We start from the raw sequence: 22,794 nt of genomic DNA on the forward strand, positions 1-22,794 counted from the left end.
GAAGGAGCGAACATGTCCAACGCCGCATTCGACGCCACCGACCTTCCATATGCCGACGGCGACTTCTACGCCTTTGAGCAGATGCTGACGGGCAAGGAACAAGACCGCTTGGCAGAGGTCCGTGAGTTCCTGGCTCGCGAGGTCAAGCCGATCGCCGTGGATTGCTGGAACCGCGGCGAATTCCCCATGGACCTCATCCCCAAGCTCGGCGAACTCGACCTGGTCAGCCCGGTACGCCGGCAGGGATACTCCAACTTGTTTGCCGGCATGCTCCACGCAGAGGTAACCCGGGCGGATGCGTCCATCGCAACCTTCATGGGCGTTCACGACGGCCTCTTCACGGGTTCCATCGAGGCACTCGCTTCCCAGGAGCAGAAGGACGCCTGGCTGCCGGACATCTACTCCCTGAAGAAGATCGGCGCCTTCGGCCTGACCGAACCGCTCGGCGGCTCCGACGTAGCCGGCGGCACCCGCACCACGGCCCAGCGCGACGGCGACACGTGGATCCTCAACGGCGCCAAGCGCTGGATCGGCAATGCCACTTTCTCCGACTGGGTAGTCATCTACGCCAAGGATGTGGCCGATAACCAGGTCAAGGCATTCCTGGTGGACACCACTCTGCCGGGCTACTCCGCCAGCAAGATCGAGAACAAGATCTCCCTCCGCACGGTGCAGAACGCGGACATCGTTCTGGACAACGTGGTGGTACCGGACTTCTTCAAGCTGGCCAACGGCAACAGCTTCCGCGATACCAACAAGGTCCTCAAGGTCACGCGCCTGGCCGTCGCCTGGCAAGCGGTAGGCCTGCAGATGGCAGCCTTCGATGTCGCCCGCAGCTACGCCGTGGAACGCCAGCAGTTTGGCCGCCCGCTGGCGGCGTTCCAGCTCGTGCAAAATCAACTGGTGCAGATCCTCGGCAACACCGTGGCTTCCATGGGCATGATGGTGCGGCTGGCCCAACTCGAAGATGCCGGCGTGGCGAAGGACGAGCAGTCGGCCCTGGCGAAGGCGTTCACCACCGCACGTATGCGCGAAAGTGTAGCCCTGGGCCGGAGCATCCTGGGTGGCAATGGCATTGTGACTGACTACGGAATGGCGAAGATTTTCTCGGACGCAGAGGCAATCTACTCCTACGAAGGCACGCACGAGATCAACACCCTGGTGACCGGGCGTGCGATCACTGGAGTTTCGGCCATCGTTTAGAGATCCCGCCGTCCTGCAATACTGTCGGCCGCTCGGCGACTCAGCCGAGCGGCAGAAGGATGGACGGCCTCATGTCTGCTACGAAGCTCAATGGGTTGACGTATTCGTCGCCGCGACGGACGCCCCAGTGCAGACAGATGCCGCTCCAGCAATGGCCTGGCTCCATCATGCCGACCATCTGTCCTTTCCGCACCGTGTCGCCGGGCTTGAGGTCGCTGGTCACGGGTTCGAAACTGCTCCGGACGTCTCCGCCGTGGTCGATGGTCAGAACCGGGCGATCAACCACGACGCCGGCAAAGGTCACCACGCCGTCCGACGGTGCGGTGACTGGGCCGCCGTCGGGCGCTGGCCCCAAGTCCACGCCGCGGTGCCCGCTCAGCCACGGTTTGTCAGGCGGATCGAACGTCCGCAGGACGGCCGGCTTGGGGGAGAGAGGCCACTGCCACCGTGCCTCGGGCGTGGGTGAAGAGCTGACGGTTCCGCCCAGCACAACACCCAGCACAACAATGGTAAGAATCGTGGACGCTGCGAGCTTCAAAAGGACCATGACCCCAGCCTGCCTTGGTGGCAAAGCCAGGAGGATCCCCAGCCCCCTGTATGTGGACAACCGGTGGTCTCACGCGGTCAAACCGGTGGGGTCGCTGTAGTACACTTGGTGGAGCAGTTTGCTGTGCCCTCAGGCTTGTTCAGGAACATGTCTCATTCAGATATGTGGGGGTCCCAAGCTGACTACGCGTATCCAGCCCTCCACCAGCGAAGCTTCTTGGCTTCAGGCTGCGGAGGATTGTGCCTCTTGCGGTCCGGCTGAGTTCAGGCTCCCGCCGGATGAGAAGCGCAATGGATGCCAGGAGCCGCGCCCGTCCGGGCAAAGGCTAAACAACCGTCAACTATTGGCAGGGTAAGAGCAGCCCCATGGGCTCTCTCATGAATGACCTGCCGGAAGGAGCGTCGGCATGCCCGTCGTAACTATGCGCCAGCTGCTTGACAGCGGCGTCCACTTTGGACACCAGACCCGTCGTTGGAACCCGAAGATGAAGCGCTTCATCTTCACGGAGCGCAACGGCATCTACATTATTGACCTCCAGCAGTCGCTGTCCTACATCGACCGCGCTTACGAGTTCGTCAAGGCTACTGTCGCCCACGGCGGCACCGTCCTGTTCGTCGGCACCAAGAAGCAGGCTCAGGAAGCAATTGCCGAGCAGGCTACCCGCGTTGGCCAGCCGTACGTCAACCAGCGTTGGCTGGGCGGTATGCTCACCAACTTCCAGACCGTCGCCAAGCGCATCCAGCGCATGAAGGAACTCGAAGAGATCAACTTCGACGACGTCGCAGGCTCGGCTTACACCAAGAAGGAGCTCCTGCTCCTCAAGCGCGAACTCACCAAGCTTGAGTCCAACCTCGGTGGTATCCGCAACCTGACCAAGGCTCCTTCGGTTCTGTGGGTTGTTGACACCAAGAAGGAACACCTTGCTGTTGACGAAGCCAAGAAGCTGAACATCCCGGTTGTTGCCATCCTGGACACCAACTGCGATCCCGACGAAGTTGACTTCCCGATCCCGGGCAACGACGACGCCATCCGCTCCGTCAACCTGCTCACCCGCGTTGTTGCCGACGCCGTAGCTGAGGGCCTCATCGCCCGTAACCAGCGCGCAACCGGCACCACCGAAGCTCCGGAAGAGCCGCTGGCCGAGTGGGAGCGCGAGCTCCTCGAAGGCAGCAAGGCTGAAGAAGCGGCAGCAGCTGAGGCTCCGGCCGCAGAAGCTCCCGCAGCAGAAGCTCCGGAAGCAACGGAAGCTGCAGCCGGCGAAGCCGAAGCCAAGTAAATCTGGACCTTCCCTGATGCTGGAAACAGCGTCGGGGGCAACTGACAGGATGGCGGCTCACACGGTGGGCTGCCGTCCTGTCAGTCCGTAAACACACAAATTTCTAGACAGAGGGGTTCACATGGCGAACTACACTGCTGCTGACATCAAGGCCCTGCGCGAGCGTACCGGCGCCGGCATGATGGACGTCAAGAAGGCTCTTGACGAAGCCAACGGTGACGCTGAGAAGGCCATCGAGATCATCCGCATCAAGGGCCTCAAGGGTGCCACCAAGCGCGAAGGCCGTTCCACGGCTGAAGGCTTGGTTGCTGCCAAGGTCAACGGTGGGGTTGGCGTAATGATCGAGGTCAACTGCGAGACCGACTTCGTCGCCAAGGCTGACAAGTTCATCCAGTTGGCTGACAAGGTCCTCAACGTTGCAGTCGAGTCCGGCGCAGCCGACCTCGAAACCCTGCTGGCCACCGAGGTCGACGGCAAGCCGTTGTCCGAGGTCGTCGTCGAAGAGGGCGCTGTCCTCGGCGAAAAGGTTGTTGTCCGTCGCATCTCCCGCGTTGAGGGCACCACGGTTGACGCTTACCTGCACAAGACGTCCAAGGATCTCCCGGCCCAGGTCGGCGTCCTGTTCGCTGTTGACGGTGAAGGCGAAGCCGCTGCAACCGCCGCACACGACATCGCTGTCCACGTTGCAGCCATGGCTCCGAACTACCTGACTCGCGAAGACGTCCCGGCCGAACTGGTCGAGTCCGAGCGCCGCATCGCCGAAGAGACCGCAAAGGCTGAAGGCAAGCCCGAAGCTGCTCTCTCGAAGATCGTTGAAGGCCGCGTAACGGGCTTCTACAAGGGTGAAGTTCTGGTTGACCAGGCATTCGCCAAGGATTCCAAGAAGACTGTTGCACAGGTCCTCGAAGAAGCCGGCGTCAAGGCAACCGCAGTAACCCGTTTCCGCGTCGGAAACTAGTAATTCATGAAAAGGGGTGGTCACTTCGGTGGCCGCCCCTTTTTCATGCACCCGTCCGGGGCAGTACCTGCGCGGACCCACAGCACGATAATCTAGCCAGAGTCCACCAACGGGAAGGCACCATGGAAACCGTCAACACTGCAATCCAGCCCGAGAAGACCCGTCGACGTGTACTTCTGAAACTTTCCGGCGAAGTCATCGGCGGAGGTAAGCTCGGCGTCGATCCCGAGACCGTCCGGGCCATTGCCAAGCAGATCGCGGCAGCCGTGTCCGACGTCGAAGTCGCCATCGTCGTAGGCGGCGGAAACTTCTTCCGCGGAGCAGAGTTGTCCCAGAGCGGCATGGACCGCTCCCGCGCCGATTACATGGGCATGCTGGGCACAGTAATGAACTGCCTCGCCCTGCAGGACTTCCTCGAACAGGCCGGAGTTGAAACCCGCGTCCAGAGCGCTATCACCATGGGCCAGGTAGCTGAGGCCTACATCCCGCGGCGCGCTATCCGCCACATGGAAAAGGGCCGCGTCGTCATCTTCGGCGCTGGCGCTGGCCTGCCCTATTTCTCCACCGACACCGTAGCCGCCCAGCGTGCGCTTGAAGTCCACGCGGACGTCGTCCTGATGGCCAAGAGCGGTGTGGACGGCGTCTACACCGCCGATCCCAAGAAGGACCCCACCGCCGAGAAGCTGGATGTCCTCAGCTACGACGACGCCCTGCGCCGCGACATCCGGGTCATGGACCAGACAGCCATGACCATGTGCAAGGACAACAACCTCTCCATGGTGGTCTTTGGCATGGAAGGCGAAGGCAACGTTACCCGTGCCATCCTCGGCGAAACGCTGGGAACCCTGGTTACTCCCTAGCAAGGGCTAGGATATTTCTAGGACCGTCCGCCTCCCATGGCGGATCTTTACTGTGCATTTCTTTACCGTGCATTGCGGCCTGCAGTTGGGCGGCAACTATTTTCTGAGGAGAAACCCGTGATCGAAGAGACCTTGCTCGAAGCCGGCGAGAAGATGGACAAGGCGGTTGAGGTAGCCAAGGACGATTTCGCCACGATCCGTACGGGCCGGGCGAACCCCGGTCTCTACAACAAGGTGATCGTCGAGTACTACGGCACACCCACTCCGCTCCAGCAGCTGGCATCCTTCGGTGTGCCCGACGCCCGGACCATTCTCATCACGCCTTACGACAAAACCGCACTGCGTGACATCGAGAAAGCCCTGAGCGACTCCGAGGTTGGCGCCAACCCGTCCAACGACGGCAACGTTATCCGCGTGACCATCCCGGAGCTCACCAAGGAGCGCCGCAAGGAATACGTGAAGATCGTCAAGGGCAAGGGTGAAGACGCAAAGGTCTCCATCCGCAGCATCCGTCGCAAGGCCAAGGACACCCTGGACAAGCTCGTCAAGGACGGCGAAGCCGGCGAGGATGAAGGCGCACGCGCCGAGAAGGAACTCGACGCCCTCACCAAGCAGCACGTCGACAGCATCGACGAGCTGCTCAAGCGCAAGGAAGCCGAGCTGCTCGAGGTCTGATGAACCAGGCTGAGCCGGCGCCCGCTGAGCGGGTCCCGACACGCGATACCCCCAAACGCGCCAGGCGCGTGCGGGAGAACCCCACACCCAAGGCGGGCCGGAACCTTCCGGCGGCCATCGGCGTCGGGCTTTCCATGCTCCTGGCCGTCCTGGGAGGATTGCTTTTCCTCCCGCTGGGATTCGTCCTCCTCACCACTGCCTTTGCGGTGCTGGGTGTCTGGGAAGTTTTTCGGGCGCTTGAGGCCCAGGGCACCCGGATGCCGATCATTCCCGTGATGATCGGCAGCTTGGTGATGCCGGTATCTGCCTACTTCGGCGGCCTGGAAGGTCTGCTGTTCACCATGACGGCGAGCTCCGTAGCCGTTCTGCTGTGGCGTTCCATCGAGAGTGCCGCGGGGGCGCCCCGCAGCGTCTTTGCCGGGGTTTTCACCCTGGCGTGGATTCCGTTCCTCATCAGTTTCGCGGCCCTGCCGTTGCACGCCACAGGAGGGGCCACCCCCATCGGCTTCTGGCCGGACGGCATCCCCGATGGCGCATGGCAGATTGCATCGATGTTGCTGCTGGTCGTCTCGAATGACACGTTCGGATACATCGTGGGCGCCTCGTTCGGTAAGCACCCCATGGCGCCCAAGATCAGCCCGAAGAAGTCTTGGGAGGGCTTCGCGGGATCTGTCGGCGGGGCCATGGTGATTGGTGTCCTGGCCTGCATCTTCCTGCTCGACAAGCCATGGTGGGTGGGGCTGATCCTGGCCGTTGGCATGGTGGCCGCAGCCACCGCTGGAGACCTCGCCGAGTCCATGGTCAAGCGCGAACTTGGCGTCAAGGACATGAGCAGCATCCTTCCCGGCCATGGCGGCGTGATGGACAGACTGGACTCCATTGTCTTCGCGGCCCCTGTAGCCTATGTTCTGTTCGCGCTGCTGAGCGGCGTCTGACAACCCAATGAAGGAAAATTAGTGGCAGTGGATATTCAACGCCAGATTCCCGCAACATTCGACCGCGTGGAGCGCAGCAAGTACGGCTACAACGCCAAACAGGTGGACGAGTTCCTCCAGCGCGCCAGGACGTCGTTTGAAAATCCCGTTGGCGCGGCAGACCAAGTGGCCAGCGTCGATGTCCGGGACGTGGCTTTCGACCCCGTCAAGGGTGGCTATGACGCTCAGAGCGTGGATGCCGCATTGGACCGCCTGGAGGACGCCTTCGCTCGCCGTGAACGTGACGATCTGGTCAGTCAACAAGGCGAAGAGGCCTGGCTGCGCCAGATTGGCAAGCTCTCCGGCATCCTGCGTGGCAGGCTTCACCGCCCCGACGGTGAGCGTTTCCGCCGACCATCCAAGAAACGGGCGCGCAGTTACAACGTCCAGGACGTCGATGCCCTGTGCGCCGACTTGATCGGATACCTAGAGCACGATCAGCCCTTGAGCGTGGACGCCGTCCGCCGCGCCGTCTTCCGTGCTGCCAAAGGCGATGAGGGCTACGAAGAAGCCCAGGTGGACGCCTTCCTGGCACGCGTCGTGGAACTCATGGCGGCGATCGACTAGTTCGCTGCGCGGACTATCGCTGTGTGGGGGACCGCGGCGGATTGTTCTTCCATACGTCAAGGTAACGGCGCCTGCCGCGAGCCAAGGATGTGCCGAAGAACGCCAGTGCAGCCACCACGGCCACACCCACTGCCAACGGCACCGGAACCGCGGCAGCCAGCAGTGCCGATCCCACCAGGAGCGCTATCAGGGCTGCGTTGACGGTTCCCATGAATACCATGCTGCTTCCGGCTACTTGGCTGAAGTCCTTTCGGCCTCCCAGGAAGTAGTAGGTCTTTTTCGCCCCTTCCTCGTCGTCGGTGTAGGCGGCCATAAGGTATGGGGCAACGCCCGGATCGAGATCCACGTAGGCAGCCCTCAGGCGGTTCATGGCAATGACATACATGAGGTCTTCCATGCCTACGCTCATGACGCGGATATGCGTGAGCAGCCCAACCACCACATCGATGCTCAGGATGGTCAGGGCGAAGGCCCTGAACGCATCCGAGAACTGGGTGGCGTTACCCACCAAGGCCACGCTCAGCAAACTCGCCGAGGTGAAGGTCAGGAACATGCTGATGCGGGTGAGGACTTCGCCCTGGGTGGTGCTTCGCGAGGCCAGCAGGCTCCAATGTTCCGTAGCCAATAGCTGGGCACGGACGCTGGGCGACAGCTCCGCCGGAGGCGCAGGCGGTTCAGGGTTGGTTGCGCCCGGTTCCTCTGACATGGCGACATTGTCCACCCTGGCGGATTCGGTCACAACAGGCGGCCGCCTGCTATCGCTCGGTCACCACCGGGCGCTCCGGGACATGCAGACGGGACATCACGCGGTTCACCGAGGCGGGCACACGGTTCTTCGTCACCATGGAGACGGCAACCGTCACAGCGAATGCGGCCGGGACGCTCCAGGCCGCGGGCTGGGCAAGCCATGCGGGGGCGTTCGCCGGCCCCATCAAGGTCCCGACCACCATGGCACCTCCACAAAGCAGGGCCCCGGTCAGCATGCCCGCAATGGCACCGGCGTCCGTCAGCCCCCGCCACCAAATCCCCAGGAGCAAAACCGGGCAAATAGTGGAGGCCGTGAACGCGAAGACCAAGCCAACACTGCCGGCCAGGGCCAGGGTGTCGGTCATGAAAGCAAAACCCAAAGGTACGACGGCGGCGAGCACCGCAGCGAGGCGGAAGCCCCTCACGCTTCCGCCAAAGAGGTCCTGGCTGATGACGCCGGACAGCGACACCACCAGCCCGGAGGTGGTGGACAGGAACGCGGCGAACGCTCCGGCAACCACCAAGGCAGACAACAGATCGCCGGCCGTCCCGCCCACCAGCTTTCCGGGCAACAGCAGCACCAGGGCGTCGGCTTGCCCGGACTGAGCCAGTTCAGGAGCGAACATTCTTCCCAGCGCACCGGAGACTGTGGGGAACAGGTAGAAGACCGAGAGCAGTCCCAGCACAATAAGCGTGGTCCGGCGCGCCGACTGCCCGTCAGGGTTGGTGTAGAACCTCACCAACACGTGGGGCAAACCCAGGGTTCCAAACAGTAACGCCACCAGAAGCGAGATGTGTTGATACGCGCCCGCAGCGGCCTGGCTGGTCGGATTGACCGGGAGTGCAGCCTGCGGCTGAGTACCATTGCCTGCCAGTACCAGCAGCACGAAGACCACGGGCACAGCCAGTGCAGTCAGCTTCAGCCAGTATTGGAAGGCTTGGACAAAGGTTATGGAGCGCATGCCACCTGCCACTACCGTGAGGCACACGACCAGGACTACCGCCGTCGAACCTACCCACGAAGGCAAACCCGTGGTGATCCGGATGGTGAGCGCGGCGCCGTGGAGTTGCGGGACGATGTACAGCCACCCCACGGCCACCACCACCAAGCTGGTCACGCGACGGACTAGTTTCGAGTCCAGCCGTGCTTCGGTGAAATCCGGGATGGTGTAAGCCCCGGAGCGCCGCAGTGGAGCGGCAACAAACAACAACAGCATCAGATAACCGGCGGTGTAGCCGATAGGAAACCAGAGGGCATCGGTTCCGGAGAGCAGGATCAACCCTGCGACTCCGAGGAAGCTGGCGGCGGACAGGTACTCTCCACCGATCGCCGAGGCGTTCCACCACGGCGGGACCGTACGCGAGGCGACGTAGAAGTCGCCGGTAGTGCGGGAGATGCGCAAACCATAGAAGCCAATAACCGCCGTCGCGATGGACACGGCAATAAACGCGAACAGGCCGACGGCGGGATTCATTTGTCCTCCACAAGGTCCCGGTAGCGGGCCTCGTTGCGGGCGGCGGCGCGGGTGTAAAGCCAGGCACTCAAGCCAATCACCGGGTAGATTCCAACGCCAAGCACCAGCCAGACCAGGGGAATGCCAAGGACCCGGGTTTCTGCAACGCCCGGTCCGTACACGAGGATCAGCGCGAGCACTGTAAGGATGACCAGGAAGCCGCAGGCCACCACCAATGCCAGGCGCAACTGCGAGCGGATCAGCGAGCGGATAAAGACCCTGCCGGCGTCGGAGTCCTCGGGCACCTCGCGTGGGTACGGCAACCGGCCCGGAGCTGCGGTGGCCGATTGGCGCGGTGCCGTGACGCGGACACGAGTCATCCTTGCGGCCGGATGCGGGTGGACTGCAGCTTGTCCCTGACGGAGGGAAGATGGCGTCGGCTGATGGGCAGTTCAGCTCCCGCCACGGCTACGCTGGGGCCGGTTGCGGAGAGCTTGAGGTGCTGCACGTGGTTCAGCGCGATGAGATATGAGCGGTGGATTCGAATGAACCCCGCCTCCGCCCATTTCTGTTCCAGGTCACTGAGGGGCACCCGGATGAGATAGCTGGCCTCGGCAGTGTGCAACCGGGCGTAGTCGCCTTGTGCTTGCACATACGTGACATCGTCGCGGCGGATCATGCGGGTGGTACTGCCGAGGTCCACCGTGATCATTTCCGGCGCGGGAGTTCCGTCCTTGATGAGCTCGCTGATCCGGTCCACGGAGCGGGAGAGCCGTTCCGCCCGGAGCGGCTTGAGCAGGTAGTCGATGGCGGCGAGGTCGAAGGCTTCCAGCGCACAGTCTTCGTCGGCGGTGACGAACACGACGGCAGGAGGGCTGGTGCTGCGCGATATGGCACGTGCTATGTCCAAGCCTGAAAGGGCCGGCATGTGGATGTCGAGGAAAACGGCGTCCACGGACTCTGTTTCCAATGTCCGCAGCGCCTCGGCTCCGGACGACGCCCGGTGAATGGTGCCGATCCGCTCATCCCTGCCCAGCAGGAAAGCGAGCTCTTCCACGGCGGGAAGTTCGTCATCAGCGACGAGCACGTTGATCATGATTAAAGACTAACCGGCACGTCAGGCGTCGTGGCCCGGCTGGGACTTGGGGACCCGCATGGTGATCAGGGTTCCTTCGCCCGGGGCTGTATCGATCACGAGTCCGTGTTCGTCCCCGTAAACCTGCCGAAGCCGGGCGTCCACGTTGCGGAGTCCCACATGGTCGCCGTCGGTATGTCCGGCGAGCACCGAGCGCAGGTGTTCCGGGTCCATGCCCACGCCGTCGTCTTCGATGGTGACTTCAGCGAAGGCGCCGGAATCGTTGGCGCAAATGGTGATGTGTCCCGGCCCCTCTTTGGCCTCCAACCCGTGCCGGACCGCGTTCTCCACCAGCGGTTGGAGGCTGAGGAACGGAATGACCGTGCTGAGGACCTCGGGAGCGATCCGCAAGCTGACCTGCACGCGTTCGCCGAACCGGGCCCGTTCCAGCAGCAGGTAGCGGTCGATGCAGCGCAGTTCTTCCGCCACAGTAGTGAAGTCGCCGTGCCGCCTGAACGAATAGCGCGTGAAGTCGGCAAACTCCACCACGAGCTCACGGGCCCGGGCCGGATCCGTGTTGATGAACGAGGCAATCGCGTTCAACGAGTTGTAGATGAAGTGTGGACTGATCTGGGCACGCAATGCCCTGACTTCCGCTTCCATCAGGAGCGTCCGTGAGGCCTCGAGTTCCGCCAATTCCAGCTGCGCGGCAATCCAGTCCGCCACCTCGGTGGTGGCCCTCACCAGCCCCGCTCCCGCAGCGGGTGCCAGTGCGGCCACGGAGCCAACCACCCTGGACCCGGCCCTGATCGGCGCTATGACGGCACTGAAATCGTGCTCGGCTTTTTCATGGTGCGGATTCCCTGCGTGGGGCACCACTGCCGTGCGCCCGGTGGCCAGCACCTCGGCAGCCAGCCGCATCAGTGAAGGCCGGAGTTCCTCGCCGGCACCGTCCCAGGCGAGCACGGCGTCCGTGTCGGTGATGGCCAGGGCCTCACACGCGAGCAGCGCGCGCAGTTGTTTGCTCGCCTTGGCTGCGCCGGCAGGTTGGAGGCCGCCCCTGAGATGCTGCCCCGCCCGGGATGCAGCGTGCAGCGTGTTGTACGTTGCACGTTCGGCGTCCGTGCCAAGGTCGCGGAACGAACGGATCACCTTTAGGCCAACACCCACGACGACGGCGATGGCCAGCACGATCACGGCGATCGCGGCTGCAGTAAAAAGTGGGGAGTCCGGCATAAGGCCAGCGTAGCGGGATGTTCGCCCTCCTCACCGAAGGGGTGGGACTGGGACGCTCTCTCACATGCCGCCGGGTTTTCCTGATCGCTCTCTCACATGCCGTTTGGCGCAGGGCAGGGACCGTTGAGCGATGGCAACGGGTGAACCTCTGGAACCGGCACCGGACGCCGTTCGATAGTGATTGCAGTCACATTGGCAAGGCGTGTGGAGCTGATGTGGACACATCACAACCAGGAGGAACCATGGGTAATGAGGCCCAACCCCAGGACGCAACGGCGTCCGTGGACTTCCAGGAAGTCCAACAGACGGAACGGTTCAAGACATTGCGCAAGCGGCATCGCAGCTTTGTCTTTCCGATGGCAGTTGTATTCCTGCTTTGGTATTTCGCGTACGTTCTCTTGGCTGCCTATGCGGTCGAATTCATGTCCACCAAGGTCTGGGGCAACATCAACGTCGGCCTGATTCTCGGCCTGCTCCAGTTCGTCACCACCTTCGGCATCACGGCCTGGTACGTGAATTACTCCAACAAGAAGCTGGACCCCATCGCTGCAGACATCCGCAACGAGATCGAGGGCCACGAATTTGATAAGGACGGCAATGTGATCAGCGGGGTCAACAAATGAACACGATGGTCCCAGCAGTCAATGTCGAAGCCCTGAAGGACACCACGCTTCTCAACATGGGAATTTTCGCCCTGTTCGTCGCAGTTACCATGGTGATTGTTTTCAGAGCCAGCCGAAATAACAAAACCGCAGCAGACTACTACGCCGCCGGACGATCGTTCACCGGCTCCCAAAACGGCACGGCGATTGCCGGTGACTATCTCTCCGCGGCATCGTTCCTCGGCATCACCGGCGCTATCGCCATTAACGGGTACGACGGCTTCCTGTACTCCATCGGCTTCCTGGTTGCCTGGCTTGTGGCCCTGTTGCTTGTGGCCGAACTGTTGCGCAACACCGGCAAGTTCACCATGGCGGATGTCTTGTCGTTCCGCCTGCGTCAGCGTCCTGTCCGCATTGCGGCAGCACTGTCCACCCTCGCTGTCTGCTTCTTCTACCTTCTGGCCCAGATGGCCGGTGCAGGCAGCCTGATCTCGCTCCTGCTGGGAATCAGCGACTGGGGCGGTCAAGCCCTGGTGATTATCGTCGTCGGCGCCTTGATGATCATGTACGTGCTCATCGGTGGCATGAAGGGCACCACCTGGGTGCAGATCATCAAAGCAATCCTGCTGATCGCCGGTGCTGCCGTCATGACGGCCATGGTGCTTGCGATCTATGGCTTCAACCTGTCCAGCCTCCTGGGTTCCGCAGCTGAGGCCGCCAACAACCCTGCCGTGCTCAACCCGGGCCTCCAGTACGGCAAGTCCGATACTTCGAAGCTGGACTTCATGTCCCTGGGCTTGGCCTTGGTCCTGGGAACAGCCGCGCTGCCACACGTCCTGATGCGCTTCTATACGGTTCCCACGGCGAAGGAAGCGCGCAAGTCGGTTGTCTGGGCCATCTGGTTGATCGGTCTGTTCTACCTCTTCACGTTGGTACTGGGCTACGGTGCAGCGGCCCTGGTGGGTGCGGAGACCATCAAGTCCGCACCCGGCGGCGTCAACTCGGCGGCCCCGCTGCTGGCCTTCCACCTGGGCGGTCCGCTTCTTCTTGGCTTCATCTCGGCGGTGGCATTCGCCACCATCCTGGCGGTGGTGGCCGGCCTGACCATTACGGCAGCGGCATCGTTCGCCCACGACATCTACGCGAATGTCATCTCCAAGGGCAAGGCCGACGCAACCACCGAGGTCAAGGTCGCACGGCGCACCGTAGTGGTGATCGGTGTCCTTGCCATCCTCGGTGGCATCTTCGCCAACGGTCAGAACGTGGCCTTCCTGGTGGCACTCGCCTTCGCTGTCGCAGCATCCGCGAACTTGCCCACCATTGTCTACTCCTTGTTCTGGAAGAAGTTCACCACGCAGGGAGCGGTCTGGAGCATGTACGGCGGCTTGGCTGCTGCCATCCTGCTGATCACTTTCTCACCCGTGGTCTCCGGTGCCAAGACGTCCATGATCCCGGGAGCCAACTTCGCGTTCTTCCCGCTGAGCAACCCCGGTATCGTCTCCATCCCGTTGGCCTTCTTCCTGGGCTGGCTCGGAACCGTGCTGGACAAGCGGCGTGAAGATCCTGCCAAGCAGGCGGAGATGGAGGTGCGTTCCCTGACCGGCGTCGGTGCCGAAAAGGCCGTAGACCACTAGGACAGCGGTTCCACGAAGCACACAAGGGCTCCTCCTGCGTCAATCGCAGGAGGAGCCCTTGCTGTCCTTGGAGCTCTATCCCATGGGCTACTTCTTCAGGCTGAGCCATTCCGTCAGCTGTTTCAGCGGCCAGGTAGTGACGATCCGTTCCTTCGGCACGCCGAGGGCTTCGGCCCGTGCCGCACCGTACTGGAGGAAGTCGAGTTGGCCAGGAGCATGGGCGTCGCTGTCGATGCTGAAGAGGCATCCCGCTTCCAGGGCCATGGTGATGAGGTTGTCCGGCGGATCCTGCCGTTCGGGCCGGGAATTGATTTCGACGGCGACTCCCCACTCGGCGCACTCCTTGAACACCTTGGCGGCGTCGAACTCAGACTCAGGCCGAGTCCCACGCGATCCTTGGACCAGACGGCCGGTGCAGTGCCCCAGGACATTGGTATGGGGATCGCTGATACCACCAAGCATCCTGGTGGTCATGGTCTTCTTGTCGGCGCGAAGCTTGGAATGGACGCTTGCCACCACTACATCCAACTGGTCCAACATGTCCGGTGTCTGGTCCAGTGTTCCGTCCTCGAGGATGTCCACTTCGATGCCCTTGAGCAGCGTGAATCCATCCTGGGAAGAATTGATGCCCTCCACCACACCCAGTTGCTTCTCAAGCCGTTCAACACTGAGGCCGTTGGCGATGGTGAGATTGGGGGAGTGGTCCGTGAGGGCCAGGTATTCGCGGCCGAGTGTCCGTGCGGCGGCCACCATGGATTCGATGGGGGAGCCGCCGTCGGACCAGTTGCTATGGCTGTGCAGGTCTCCCCGCAAGGCTGACCTCAGGGTGTCACCGCCTGATGCCAAGGCTTCTGTACCCCGCTCCCGAAGATCCGCCAGATAGTCCGGGACCTTGTCTTCCAGTGCCTGCGTAATGACCTCGGCGCTGCGGTTCCCCACGCCTTTGATTCCGGTAAGCCTGCCGGCCCGTATAAGCTTCAGCAGCTCGTCGGGCGGTAGCTGCCGAACGGCGTCGGCAGCTTTGCGGAAGGCCTGGACCTTGAAAGCAGGGGCTTGGCTTCGTTCCAGCCAGAAGGAAATTTCGTCGAGCGCCTCGATGGGATCCATGGCTCCATGATCCACGAACCAGGCGCACCATCAACAGTGGGCAGTGTTGATGGTGCGCCTGTCCTATCACCGCCTAGTGGTGGTGACCTGGATCCAGGGCGGGATTGGAGCCCTGGCCGCTTTCTCCGCTGGGTGCCTGGCCGTGCTCTCCGTGCGGGACTGCATACTGTCCGGCCATCGATGCGGCCAGTCCGGGTGTAGCAACTGTTGCAACAACGACGGCGGCTCCGAACGCGGCTGCCAGAAGCCGCCCGGTCCTTGGCTGGCCGTGGGCGCCGCCGTCGTTGGTCTTGTGGTGCCGTTTCAACCATCCCGCTCCGGCAAGTGCCATGAGCGTCAGGCCGAGGGCGGCAAAGTGGCTCACGTCGAGTGAGCGTTGGATAGTGACCCCGGCTGCCATGACTGCCACATGGGCGGCCGCTGCCGCGGCCAGGACCGGAATGGCGTACCGGGGGAAGACGAGCGAGTTGCGGTGGAGCCCCCACAGCGACCAAGCCAGGAAGGCCAGGCCTGCCGCGAGGGTTCCCACACCGGCAAGTACCAATCCGGGTGTCAGGGATGCTGCCCCGGTGAGGTATCCGGCGGCCAAGGAGAGCTCAACCATCCCGGCTGCCATCGCAGCGAAATAGATGAACAGCAGGGTTGCTGCGCTAAGGGTTGGGTGGTTATGGCGCTCCATGGCTCTCGCCGTCCTCTCGTTTGGTAACCGGTGAATGTGAAGCCGGTGACTAGGCGCGGGCTGAAGCTACGGCTGCCTTGTCCTGGGACAGGGCGACACCCAGCAGGACCACGGCGCTGGCAAGGTGCAGCACGTTGTCCGCACCGTTGAGGGCGATGATGTTCAGCGAGCTGCCAACGAGGAACAGGCCGACGATACCCACCAGCAGGTAGACACCACCAACGGCGGTGTTGACGGACTTGGACAGCGTGACGCTGTTCATGCCGGCGTAGAGAAGTGCAGCGCCAATGGCGAGGTGGATGATGTTGTGAAGCGGGTTCACGGCAAAGATGATCAGGTTGGCACCTTCGGTGGCGAAGAAGCCGATTCCCGAGGTGACGAAGAAACCGAGCACGCCTACCAAGAGGTACACGGCTCCGAAGATGGTGGCGATCAGGCGATTGGGCGAAGTACGCATGGTCCGAACCTTCCGATGATGGCCGGGAGGTCCCGGCCGTCCTGCTGAGCCCCGGGTGGGACTCTCAAGCAGTGATTCGGACCATGCAGTGGGGCGGATGGGTGTGAGCCCGATTATTTTTTCGACCTTTATGGGCGGAGGCGGATGCTGCTCATTTTGAGGTCGTTCGTGCCTTCGAAGACGTACTGGAGGTCGATCGTCTTGCCATCGCACTGCAGCTTGCCCGCGAGGTCGGCCTTGTTGTTGCCGTTGCTCGAGTCGACGTTTACGGAGTTGTAGTTGGGCTTGCACGAACTGTCCAGTTCCAGGCTGGCAATGCCGTCCACGAACGACTGCTTGTCCAGCTCGTCCTTCAGCGGCTGGCTGAGGTAGTTGTCGTAGGCCTGCTCTGTTTGCCCGGAGACCACCAGGTTTGTGAACTCGTCCGCCAAGGACCTGGCCTTGGACGTCGCGTTGCCCACGACGTTGACCAGGATCAGCACGCCCACCACCGCCAGCACGATCACCCCCGCAACAATGCTGAGGACGATCCACAGGACTTTCCTGCTCTTCCTGGGTGGTTGCTGGCCGTATTGGCCCGGTGGGTATTGGCCCGGTTGTGGCTGACCAGGTTGGTACTGACCTTGCGGGTAGGGGTTCTGCTGGTATTGACCCGGGTTCGGGTACGGCGAATTGCCGCCGTGGGGAGAACCTTGGGGAGAAGAGGACGACGGCGGCTGTTGCCATTGCGGCGACGCTCCGGGCTGTGGGGGGTACCCGGGTCCTGGTGGAACCGGCGGCGGGTTGTACCCGGGTTGGTTCTGGTTGGGTTGGTTGGGTTCTTGCGGATTGCTCACGGTAGTGCCCCTTTCGGCAGCCTTCGGCAGCGCCACCACCTGGACGGGGACCTCTGGCCGACCCCCGATGCGTCCACTTGCATCAAATCGCATCTGGCATTGCGCGGGCAAGAGGCCCCGGGGAATAGCTGCAGGTGACAGCGGTATCAGGCGTCCGAACGCCGGCCCAGCAATGGCTGGACACGGTAGGGGATCATCTCGCGCATAGCCAACGCGGTGTCCGTGCGGTCCACCCCGTCGCAGGACAAGATCTTGCCGTTGATGCGGTAGAGGTCCTCGGCGTCGAGGGCAACCACCCGCAGCAGCAGGTCCGCGGAACCGGTGAGTCCGAATCCCTCGAGGATTTCCGGGATGTCGGCAAGATCTTCGGCCAGTGAGGCCAGTTTTTGCTGTTGTACATGGACGGTGATGAAGGCCGTGAGCGGGTAGCCCAATGCTGCCGGATTGATGCGCCGCTCGAACGAGAGGAAAGCGTGTTTCTTCTCCAGTTGTGCCATACGGGCTTGGACGGTATTCCGGGAGAGACCGAGCTTCTGGGCCAAGGCCACCACTGTTCCCCGGGGATCTTTGGCCATTGCCGAAAGGAGCCGGGTATCAGTGCCATCCAAGGGTTGCATAATGCGCAAGATTAGCACGGTAGCGCTGACTGAAACAGGGCAAAATGCTCAACTTCATCCGAGGTAGTTGTACCCCCTGCGTCTTGTGAGTAGGGTCACAGTTAACTCCGGCGAAGGTGCCGGAGGGCCGGTCTGCGGCGGGATCACAAGTCCAGCCAGCGCCGACGAAAACGAGCCGGAAGGTTGCGATCACCTGTGTTGACGGATCAGGCGGGCAAGGGAGTGCACCAAGACACTCCGGGCCCAGGACAAAGTGCACAAAATCCCCTGCGGACTGGCGGCAATCTGCTCCAGCTGGTGTCGCCGGAAGGCGAGCGAATCAGCCATCCCGAATTCGATGTCTGGGTCAAAGACATCGGCGACGAGCAATTGTGTTCCCTCTATGAGGACATGACCGTCATCCGCCGCATCGATGCTGAAGCCACGGCACTCCAACGTCAAGGCGAACTGGCGCTGTGGCCCCCGCTCCTCGGCCAGGAAGCAGCCCAGATCGGCTCGAGCCGCTCGCTGCGCGACGACGACTTCGTCTTTCCCAGCTACCGCGAAAGCGGTGTTGCTTATGTGCGCGGCGCACATCTGTCTGAGATTGCCAGGGTGTGGCGTGGAAACGCCTCCTATGGGTGGGACCCGCAGCGAATCAACCTCGCGACGCCCCAGATCATCATCGGTTCACAAAGCCTGCACGCCACCGGCTATGCCATGGGTGTCCAGCTGGACGGCGCCAACACCGCGGTCCTTGCGTACTTCGGCGACGGTGCCACCAGTGAAGGCGATGTGAACGAGGCCATGGTGTTCGCCGCCAGCTACCAGGCTCCCGTGGTGTTCTTCTGCCAGAACAACCATTGGGCCATCTCCGAGCCCGTCCGTATCCAGTCGCACGTCCAGTTGGCTGACCGGCCTACCGGATTCGGCATCCCGAGCATTCGGGTGGACGGCAACGATGTCCTCGCTGTCATGGCAGCCACACGGGTGGCTTTGGACAGGGCACGCAAGGGCGGTGGGCCCACCTTCATCGAGGCCGTCACCTACCGGATGGGTCCGCACACCACTGCCGATGATCCCACCCGGTACCGCGACCCCATCGAGCTGGAAGATTGGGCCGCCAAGGATCCGATCCTCAGGCTCCGCAAGCTGCTGGAGGCCAAGGGCCTGCTGACCGACGACGTGGAAGCACGCGTCAAGGCCAAGGCCGATGCTGTGGCCGCGGAGCTACGGTCCAGTTGTATCGACATGCAGGATCCGCAGCCTCTGGACGTGTTCAACCACGTCTACAGCACTCCGAATTCCTGGATTGAACGCCAGAAGGATCATTACTCGCGCTACCTGAACAGCTTCAACCAGCCCGTCGAGGAAGGTGCACTCTGATGTCCAAGCTCACATTTGCCCGAGCCATCAACGCCGGACTTCGGAAGTCGCTCGAAAACGATCCCAAAGTGGTCCTCATGGGAGAAGACATCGGCGCACTGGGTGGCGTTTTCCGCGTCACGGACGGACTGCAAAAGGACTTTGGAAAGCACCGCGTGATCGATTCGCCGCTGGCCGAGTCCGGCATTATCGGCACCGCGGTTGGTTTGGCCTACCGTGGCTACCGCCCGGTGTGCGAGATCCAGTTCGATGGGTTCATCTATCCGGCTTTCGACCAGATCGTCAGCCAAGTCGCCAAAATGCATTACCGCACACAGGGCCGTGTCAAGATGCCCATCACCATCCGTGTTCCTTTCGGCGGCGGCATCGGCTCCCCGGAACACCACTCCGAATCGCCTGAAGCGTACTTCACCCACACCTCGGGCTTGCGGGTAGTGGCCGTTTCCAATCCCCAAGATGCCTACGCGATGATTCAGCAGGCCATTGCCTCCGACGACCCGGTCCTCTACTTCGAGCCAAAGCGCCGCTATCACGACAAAGGCGACGTAGACGAAACCATCGATCTGTCCACGGCCCTTCCTCTGGACAAGGCTGCAGTGGTGAGTTCCGGCTCGGATGTCACGCTGGTTGCCTACGGGCCCCTGGTCAAGACTGCCAAGGACGCCGCCATGGCCGCGGCCGACGAAGGTATTTCGGTGGAAGTCATCGATCTCCGCTCGTTGGCTCCCGTGGACTATCCCGTAGTGGAAGCATCCGTCCGTAAAACGGGTCGTTTGGTCATCACTCACGAGGCCGGGCAATCCGGTGGCCTCGGCGCGGAAATCGCGGCCAGCATCACTGAACGCTGCTTTAACTACCTTGAGTCCGCGCCCGTCCGCATCACCGGATTCGACGTTCCGTACCCGTACTCGAAGCTCGAAATGCACCACCTGCCGGATCTGGACAGGATTCTCGACGGCGTGGACCGCGCCCTGGGACGCCGCAACTCGTTGAGTGGACTGGAAGGATGACCGCCACCATGATCAAGGAATTCAGGCTGCCGGACCTTGGCGAGGGCCTGACTGAATCGGAAATCCTGAGCTGGAAGGTGGCCGTGGGGGACACGGTCACTTTGAACCAGGTCATCGCCGAAGTTGAGACAGCCAAGGCGGTGGTGGAGTTGCCGTCGCCATTTGCCGGAACCGTGGCTGCCCTTCACGAGCAGCCGGGAACGGTTGTGGAGGTCGGCAAGCCGATCGTCTCGTTCGAGGTGGACGACGCCGGATCCTCCAACGGGGGTGGTGCGCCGGCTGTTGTTGACCGGTCTGCCGTCGAGGCTTCCGTGAAAGGCGCGCCGACCGCTGGCGGAACTGAAGCGGTGGGCGCCCCCGCCAAACGCGAGCCGAACCTGGTGGGGTATGGCGCCGTCGTCGAGCATTCCGGGCGGCCCACCCGCCGTGCCCGCGGGCAAGTGCAGGACGTGAAGTCCGTAACGCCGGAGGCTGCTGCGATCGCCGAGCCCGTCGTGGCGCGGCAAGCAGAAGCCGACGTTGAGCGTCCGCGGTCGACGCCGCCCGTGCGAAAATTGGCCCGCGACCTGGGGCTCGACCTGCAACTGGTTCCGGGAACCGGTCCGGGCGGGCTCATCACCCGGGAGGACGTCCAGAACTTCTCCGGCGCGGTGGAAGCCCCGGCCGAGCTTGCTCCTGTTGCTGCAGAACTTGGCGAGCGAGAGACACGAACAGCCATCAAGGGTGTTCGGAAGTTCACGGCCGCTGCCATGGTGCAGAGTGCGTTCACGGCACCGCATGTGACGGAATTCCTTACGGTGGACGTCACGGCAACCATGGAACTGCTGGCCAGGCTCAAGGGCAACAGGGCGTTCGAAGGCTACAAGCTGACGCCGCTGACCATCGCGGCCAAGGCGGTCCTGGTGGCGTTGCGGAACAGTCCCACGCTGAACTCCCGCTGGGACGAGTCGAGCCAAGAGATCGTCCAGTTCAACTATGTGAACCTGGGCATCGCTGCCGCAACGCCCCGAGGCCTGACCGTCCCGAACATCAAGGACGCCCACAGGATGACGCTGCGTGAGCTCTCCACGGCGTTGACTGAGCTGACGGACACCGCACGGGCAGGCAAGACCTCGCCCGCTGAGCTGTCCGGAGGTACCATCTCCATCACGAACATTGGTGTGTTCGGTATCGACGCCGGGACGCCAATCCTCAACCCCGGCGAGGCCGCCATCGTGGCACTCGGCGCGGTGCGGAAGGCGCCGTGGGTGGTTAACGACGAACTGGCTGTTCGCCAGGTCATGTCGCTCAGCTTGTCCTTCGACCACCGTCTGGTGGATGGCGAACAGGGCTCGCGGTTCCTGGCGGATCTGGGAGCGATTCTGTCCGACCCCGCCATGGTCATGACAATGATCTGACGCGCTCCACGCTGCGCGGCCCATCCCTTTACGAGTGCTTGCAGGAAACTGCAGCTAAGGGGTGGGCCGTCGCACGTCAGCGGTCAGCAAGGGCTAATCTTCGGTGGGCGTGGTGCGGTTGGAGTGGACGTTGCGCCAGCTGTGCTCCGGCTCGAAACCCAGCAGCCTGCGCGCCTTGTCGATGGAGAGCATCGTTTCGTGTTCGCCCAGTTCCTTGAGGACCTCGACGCCGGGGAAGACTTCCGCTGCCAGTTCGGCGCTGCTTCGGCTCATCACGGTATCTGCGGCGGCAATGATGAAGGTCTCGAAGCCCGGTTCGGCATGTTCCACAGCTCTTACTACTGCCAGTGCACCGTCCCGGGCGTCGATGTAGCCCCACAGATTCCATTTGCGCTGTGTGGCGTCGGAGTCGAAGGAAGGGAAAGCTTCGTAGTCCGCGGGGTCCATGACGTTGGAGAAACGCAGGGCCGTAACGCTTAGGTCCGGGTCCCAGCGGGTGAGCTGGATGGCCATTTGCTCTTCGAGATGCTTGACCAGGGAGTAGGTGCTTTCCGGTCGCGCCGTGTACTCCTCATCCACGGGGATGTAGGGAGGATCGATGTCGAAGGGGAGGCCCAGAACGGTCTCGCTGGAGGCGTAGACCACTTTCTTGATGCCTGCCCGCCGAGCTGCCTGGAACACGTTGTACGTGGAGACCATGTTGTTTTCGAAGATCGCTGCGTCCGGGGCCAGCCCCGGCGCGGGTATCGCGGCGAGGTGAACGATTGCGTCCAGGCCGTCGTGTTGGTCGTCCAAGCCCATGATGACGTCCAGGACTTGTCCGTAGTTGCGGAGGTCCACGCTGACGTAGCCCCGTCCGCGGGTGCCGACACGATCCACGTTGAGGACCTGATGGCCATCCTGCGTGAGTCGGCGGACCACGCTCCTGCCCAGTTTCCCGCTTCCGCCGGTGACAGCAATCCTCATGGTGCGCTCCTTGATAGTGGCTGGACCTAACCTGCGGTACGTCGCCGGTTTCAGCAGGGGTTCGGTTTTCCAGCCTAAGGGGCAGAACTGCCGAGTACAGCCCCCGAGGCAGGCCCTGTGAGTCCTAGGAAAATGGGAACGACCCAAGGGCATGGCGATGCCGTGATCGTATTGCGGTAGCTTCCGGACAGTCACAACAACTGCGACATTCCGGGCGCAGCGAAGCCTCAACAGTCTCCGGGTCCCGATCGGCGGCAACGCCACAACAGTCTCTAGGTCCCGATCGGCGGCAACGCCACAACAGTCTCTAGGTCCCGATCGGCGGCAACGCCTCAACAGTCTCCAGGTCCCGATCGGCGGCAACGCCTCAACAGTCTCTACATTCTCTGGGGTGTGTGGTGGTGGTTGCGTCGGGGTGTTTGGTGGGGGTCGATGTGGGGTGGGGGGATGAACCAGGGCACGCCGGTGGTGGTGTCGATGCGCCATTGTTCTTTGTGGATGAGGTGGTGGTGGTGGCTGCAGAGCAGGGTGCCGTTTTCGGTTCCTGTGGTG

Annotated in this window: 24 protein-coding genes and 1 pseudogene; 12 read left to right on the forward strand and 13 right to left on the reverse strand. The window is 62.5% G+C overall.

Features of this window, described 5'->3' with window-relative positions:
• The first annotated feature begins 12 nt into the window (after positions 1 to 12).
• Positions 13 to 1,203, forward strand: a complete 1,191-nt coding sequence (locus tag ACR30Z_RS19860; RefSeq protein ID WP_434374370.1) for an acyl-CoA dehydrogenase family protein — start codon at positions 13 to 15, stop codon at positions 1,201 to 1,203.
• A gap of 40 nt (positions 1,204 to 1,243) precedes the next feature.
• Here the strand turns inward: ACR30Z_RS19860 and ACR30Z_RS19865 are convergent, their stop codons facing one another.
• Positions 1,244 to 1,750 (reverse strand): M23 family metallopeptidase, encoded by a 507-nt coding sequence (locus tag ACR30Z_RS19865; RefSeq protein WP_434374371.1) that lies wholly within the window; start codon positions 1,748 to 1,750, stop codon positions 1,244 to 1,246.
• A gap of 406 nt (positions 1,751 to 2,156) precedes the next feature.
• On the opposite strand from ACR30Z_RS19865, the gene rpsB reads away from it, so the two are divergent.
• From rpsB to ACR30Z_RS19895, 6 genes are all read left to right on the forward strand, one after another.
• Entirely contained in the window at positions 2,157 to 3,026 is an 870-nt protein-coding gene (gene rpsB / locus ACR30Z_RS19870; RefSeq protein WP_144652119.1) for a 30S ribosomal protein S2, read from the forward strand.
• Between the two features lie 121 nt (positions 3,027 to 3,147).
• A complete protein-coding gene (gene tsf, locus ACR30Z_RS19875; RefSeq protein WP_011774217.1) occupies positions 3,148 to 3,984 on the forward strand; it encodes a translation elongation factor Ts in 837 nt (278 codons plus the stop codon).
• Between the two features lie 122 nt (positions 3,985 to 4,106).
• Positions 4,107 to 4,844 (forward strand): UMP kinase, encoded by a 738-nt coding sequence (gene pyrH, locus ACR30Z_RS19880; protein WP_144652120.1) that lies wholly within the window; start codon positions 4,107 to 4,109, stop codon positions 4,842 to 4,844.
• A gap of 117 nt (positions 4,845 to 4,961) precedes the next feature.
• Positions 4,962 to 5,519 carry a ribosome recycling factor gene (gene frr, locus ACR30Z_RS19885; protein ID WP_026541491.1) on the forward strand — a complete coding sequence of 186 codons (558 nt, stop codon included), beginning with the start codon at positions 4,962 to 4,964 and terminating at the stop codon, positions 5,517 to 5,519.
• Positions 5,519 to 6,454, forward strand: coding sequence for a phosphatidate cytidylyltransferase (locus ACR30Z_RS19890; RefSeq protein ID WP_434374372.1), 936 nt, complete (start codon positions 5,519 to 5,521; stop codon positions 6,452 to 6,454). Before frr ends, ACR30Z_RS19890 begins: the two co-directional genes overlap by 1 nt.
• Before the next feature lie 21 nt (positions 6,455 to 6,475).
• The gene (locus tag ACR30Z_RS19895) at positions 6,476 to 7,060 is read left to right on the forward strand and encodes a DivIVA domain-containing protein (RefSeq protein WP_434374373.1); all 585 of its coding nucleotides are present in this window, start codon (positions 6,476 to 6,478) and stop codon (positions 7,058 to 7,060) included.
• Positions 7,061 to 7,073: 13 nt separating this feature from the next.
• Here the strand turns inward: ACR30Z_RS19895 and ACR30Z_RS19900 are convergent, their stop codons facing one another.
• From ACR30Z_RS19900 to ACR30Z_RS19920, 5 genes are read right to left on the reverse strand one after another with little or no spacing between them, the layout of a single operon-like run.
• Positions 7,074 to 7,766 carry a hypothetical protein gene (locus ACR30Z_RS19900; protein ID WP_144652123.1) on the reverse strand — a complete coding sequence of 231 codons (693 nt, stop codon included), beginning with the start codon at positions 7,764 to 7,766 and terminating at the stop codon, positions 7,074 to 7,076.
• A gap of 49 nt (positions 7,767 to 7,815) precedes the next feature.
• Positions 7,816 to 9,282: a cation acetate symporter gene (locus ACR30Z_RS19905; protein ID WP_144652124.1), complete on the reverse strand. Its 1,467-nt coding sequence runs from the start codon at positions 9,280 to 9,282 to the stop codon at positions 7,816 to 7,818.
• Entirely contained in the window at positions 9,279 to 9,641 is a 363-nt protein-coding gene (locus ACR30Z_RS19910; protein WP_144652125.1) for a DUF485 domain-containing protein, read from the reverse strand. The genes ACR30Z_RS19905 and ACR30Z_RS19910 overlap by 4 nt, the downstream gene beginning before the upstream one ends.
• Complete coding sequence (locus ACR30Z_RS19915) at positions 9,638 to 10,357, reverse strand: LytR/AlgR family response regulator transcription factor (protein ID WP_144652126.1); 720 nt, start codon at positions 10,355 to 10,357, stop codon at positions 9,638 to 9,640. The genes ACR30Z_RS19910 and ACR30Z_RS19915 overlap by 4 nt, the downstream gene beginning before the upstream one ends.
• A gap of 21 nt (positions 10,358 to 10,378) precedes the next feature.
• Entirely contained in the window at positions 10,379 to 11,572 is a 1,194-nt protein-coding gene (locus ACR30Z_RS19920; RefSeq protein WP_144652127.1) for a sensor histidine kinase, read from the reverse strand.
• A gap of 242 nt (positions 11,573 to 11,814) precedes the next feature.
• Here ACR30Z_RS19920 and ACR30Z_RS19925 point away from each other — a divergent pair, with 242 nt between their 5' ends.
• Together ACR30Z_RS19925 and ACR30Z_RS19930 are read left to right on the forward strand one after the other, a co-directional pair.
• Positions 11,815 to 12,195, forward strand: coding sequence for a DUF485 domain-containing protein (locus tag ACR30Z_RS19925; RefSeq protein ID WP_144652128.1), 381 nt, complete (start codon positions 11,815 to 11,817; stop codon positions 12,193 to 12,195).
• Complete coding sequence (locus ACR30Z_RS19930) at positions 12,192 to 13,808, forward strand: solute symporter family protein (RefSeq protein WP_144652129.1); 1,617 nt, start codon at positions 12,192 to 12,194, stop codon at positions 13,806 to 13,808. The genes ACR30Z_RS19925 and ACR30Z_RS19930 overlap by 4 nt, the downstream gene beginning before the upstream one ends.
• Positions 13,809 to 13,895: 87 nt before the next feature.
• On the opposite strand, the gene ACR30Z_RS19935 is transcribed toward ACR30Z_RS19930, so the two are convergent.
• The 5 genes from ACR30Z_RS19935 to ACR30Z_RS19955 all read right to left on the reverse strand — a co-directional run bounded on the left by ACR30Z_RS19935 (position 13,896) and on the right by ACR30Z_RS19955 (position 17,504).
• Entirely contained in the window at positions 13,896 to 14,915 is a 1,020-nt protein-coding gene (locus tag ACR30Z_RS19935; RefSeq protein ID WP_434374374.1) for a PHP domain-containing protein, read from the reverse strand.
• A 73-nt stretch (positions 14,916 to 14,988) separates the two neighbouring features.
• Entirely contained in the window at positions 14,989 to 15,594 is a 606-nt protein-coding gene (locus tag ACR30Z_RS19940) for a hypothetical protein (RefSeq protein WP_144652131.1), read from the reverse strand.
• Between the two features lie 49 nt (positions 15,595 to 15,643).
• On the reverse strand, positions 15,644 to 16,051 hold the full coding sequence (locus ACR30Z_RS19945) for a DUF4383 domain-containing protein (protein WP_144652132.1): 408 nt from the start codon (positions 16,049 to 16,051) through the stop codon (positions 15,644 to 15,646).
• Positions 16,052 to 16,179: 128 nt separating this feature from the next.
• A complete protein-coding gene (locus tag ACR30Z_RS19950; protein ID WP_244296807.1) occupies positions 16,180 to 16,887 on the reverse strand; it encodes a hypothetical protein in 708 nt (235 codons plus the stop codon).
• A 146-nt stretch (positions 16,888 to 17,033) separates the two neighbouring features.
• Positions 17,034 to 17,504 carry an Lrp/AsnC family transcriptional regulator gene (locus ACR30Z_RS19955; protein ID WP_144652139.1) on the reverse strand — a complete coding sequence of 157 codons (471 nt, stop codon included), beginning with the start codon at positions 17,502 to 17,504 and terminating at the stop codon, positions 17,034 to 17,036.
• Positions 17,505 to 17,699: 195 nt separating this feature from the next.
• Between ACR30Z_RS19955 and pdhA the strand changes: the two genes are divergently transcribed.
• The 3 genes from pdhA to ACR30Z_RS19970 are packed head-to-tail and all read left to right on the forward strand — an operon-like array spanning position 17,700 to position 21,276.
• Positions 17,700 to 18,869 carry a pyruvate dehydrogenase (acetyl-transferring) E1 component subunit alpha gene (gene pdhA / locus ACR30Z_RS19960; RefSeq protein WP_434374375.1) on the forward strand — a complete coding sequence of 390 codons (1,170 nt, stop codon included), beginning with the start codon at positions 17,700 to 17,702 and terminating at the stop codon, positions 18,867 to 18,869.
• A complete protein-coding gene (locus ACR30Z_RS19965; protein WP_434374376.1) occupies positions 18,869 to 19,879 on the forward strand; it encodes an alpha-ketoacid dehydrogenase subunit beta in 1,011 nt (336 codons plus the stop codon). Before pdhA ends, ACR30Z_RS19965 begins: the two co-directional genes overlap by 1 nt.
• On the forward strand, positions 19,876 to 21,276 hold the full coding sequence (locus tag ACR30Z_RS19970; RefSeq protein ID WP_144652135.1) for a dihydrolipoamide acetyltransferase family protein: 1,401 nt from the start codon (positions 19,876 to 19,878) through the stop codon (positions 21,274 to 21,276). The genes ACR30Z_RS19965 and ACR30Z_RS19970 overlap by 4 nt, the downstream gene beginning before the upstream one ends.
• 93 nt (positions 21,277 to 21,369) lie before the next feature.
• Here ACR30Z_RS19970 and ACR30Z_RS19975 read toward each other — a convergent pair whose 3' ends face one another.
• Both ACR30Z_RS19975 and ACR30Z_RS19980 read right to left on the reverse strand, forming a co-directional pair.
• Positions 21,370 to 22,242: an NAD-dependent epimerase/dehydratase family protein gene (locus ACR30Z_RS19975; protein WP_434374377.1), complete on the reverse strand. Its 873-nt coding sequence runs from the start codon at positions 22,240 to 22,242 to the stop codon at positions 21,370 to 21,372.
• Positions 22,243 to 22,619: 377 nt separating this feature from the next.
• Positions 22,620 to 22,794: pseudogene (locus tag ACR30Z_RS19980) on the reverse strand (DUF222 domain-containing protein); the annotation flags it as partial.

This window comes from Paenarthrobacter sp. FR1, from assembly GCF_051106045.1.
Lineage (GTDB): Bacteria > Actinomycetota > Actinomycetes > Actinomycetales > Micrococcaceae > Arthrobacter > Arthrobacter nitroguajacolicus_A.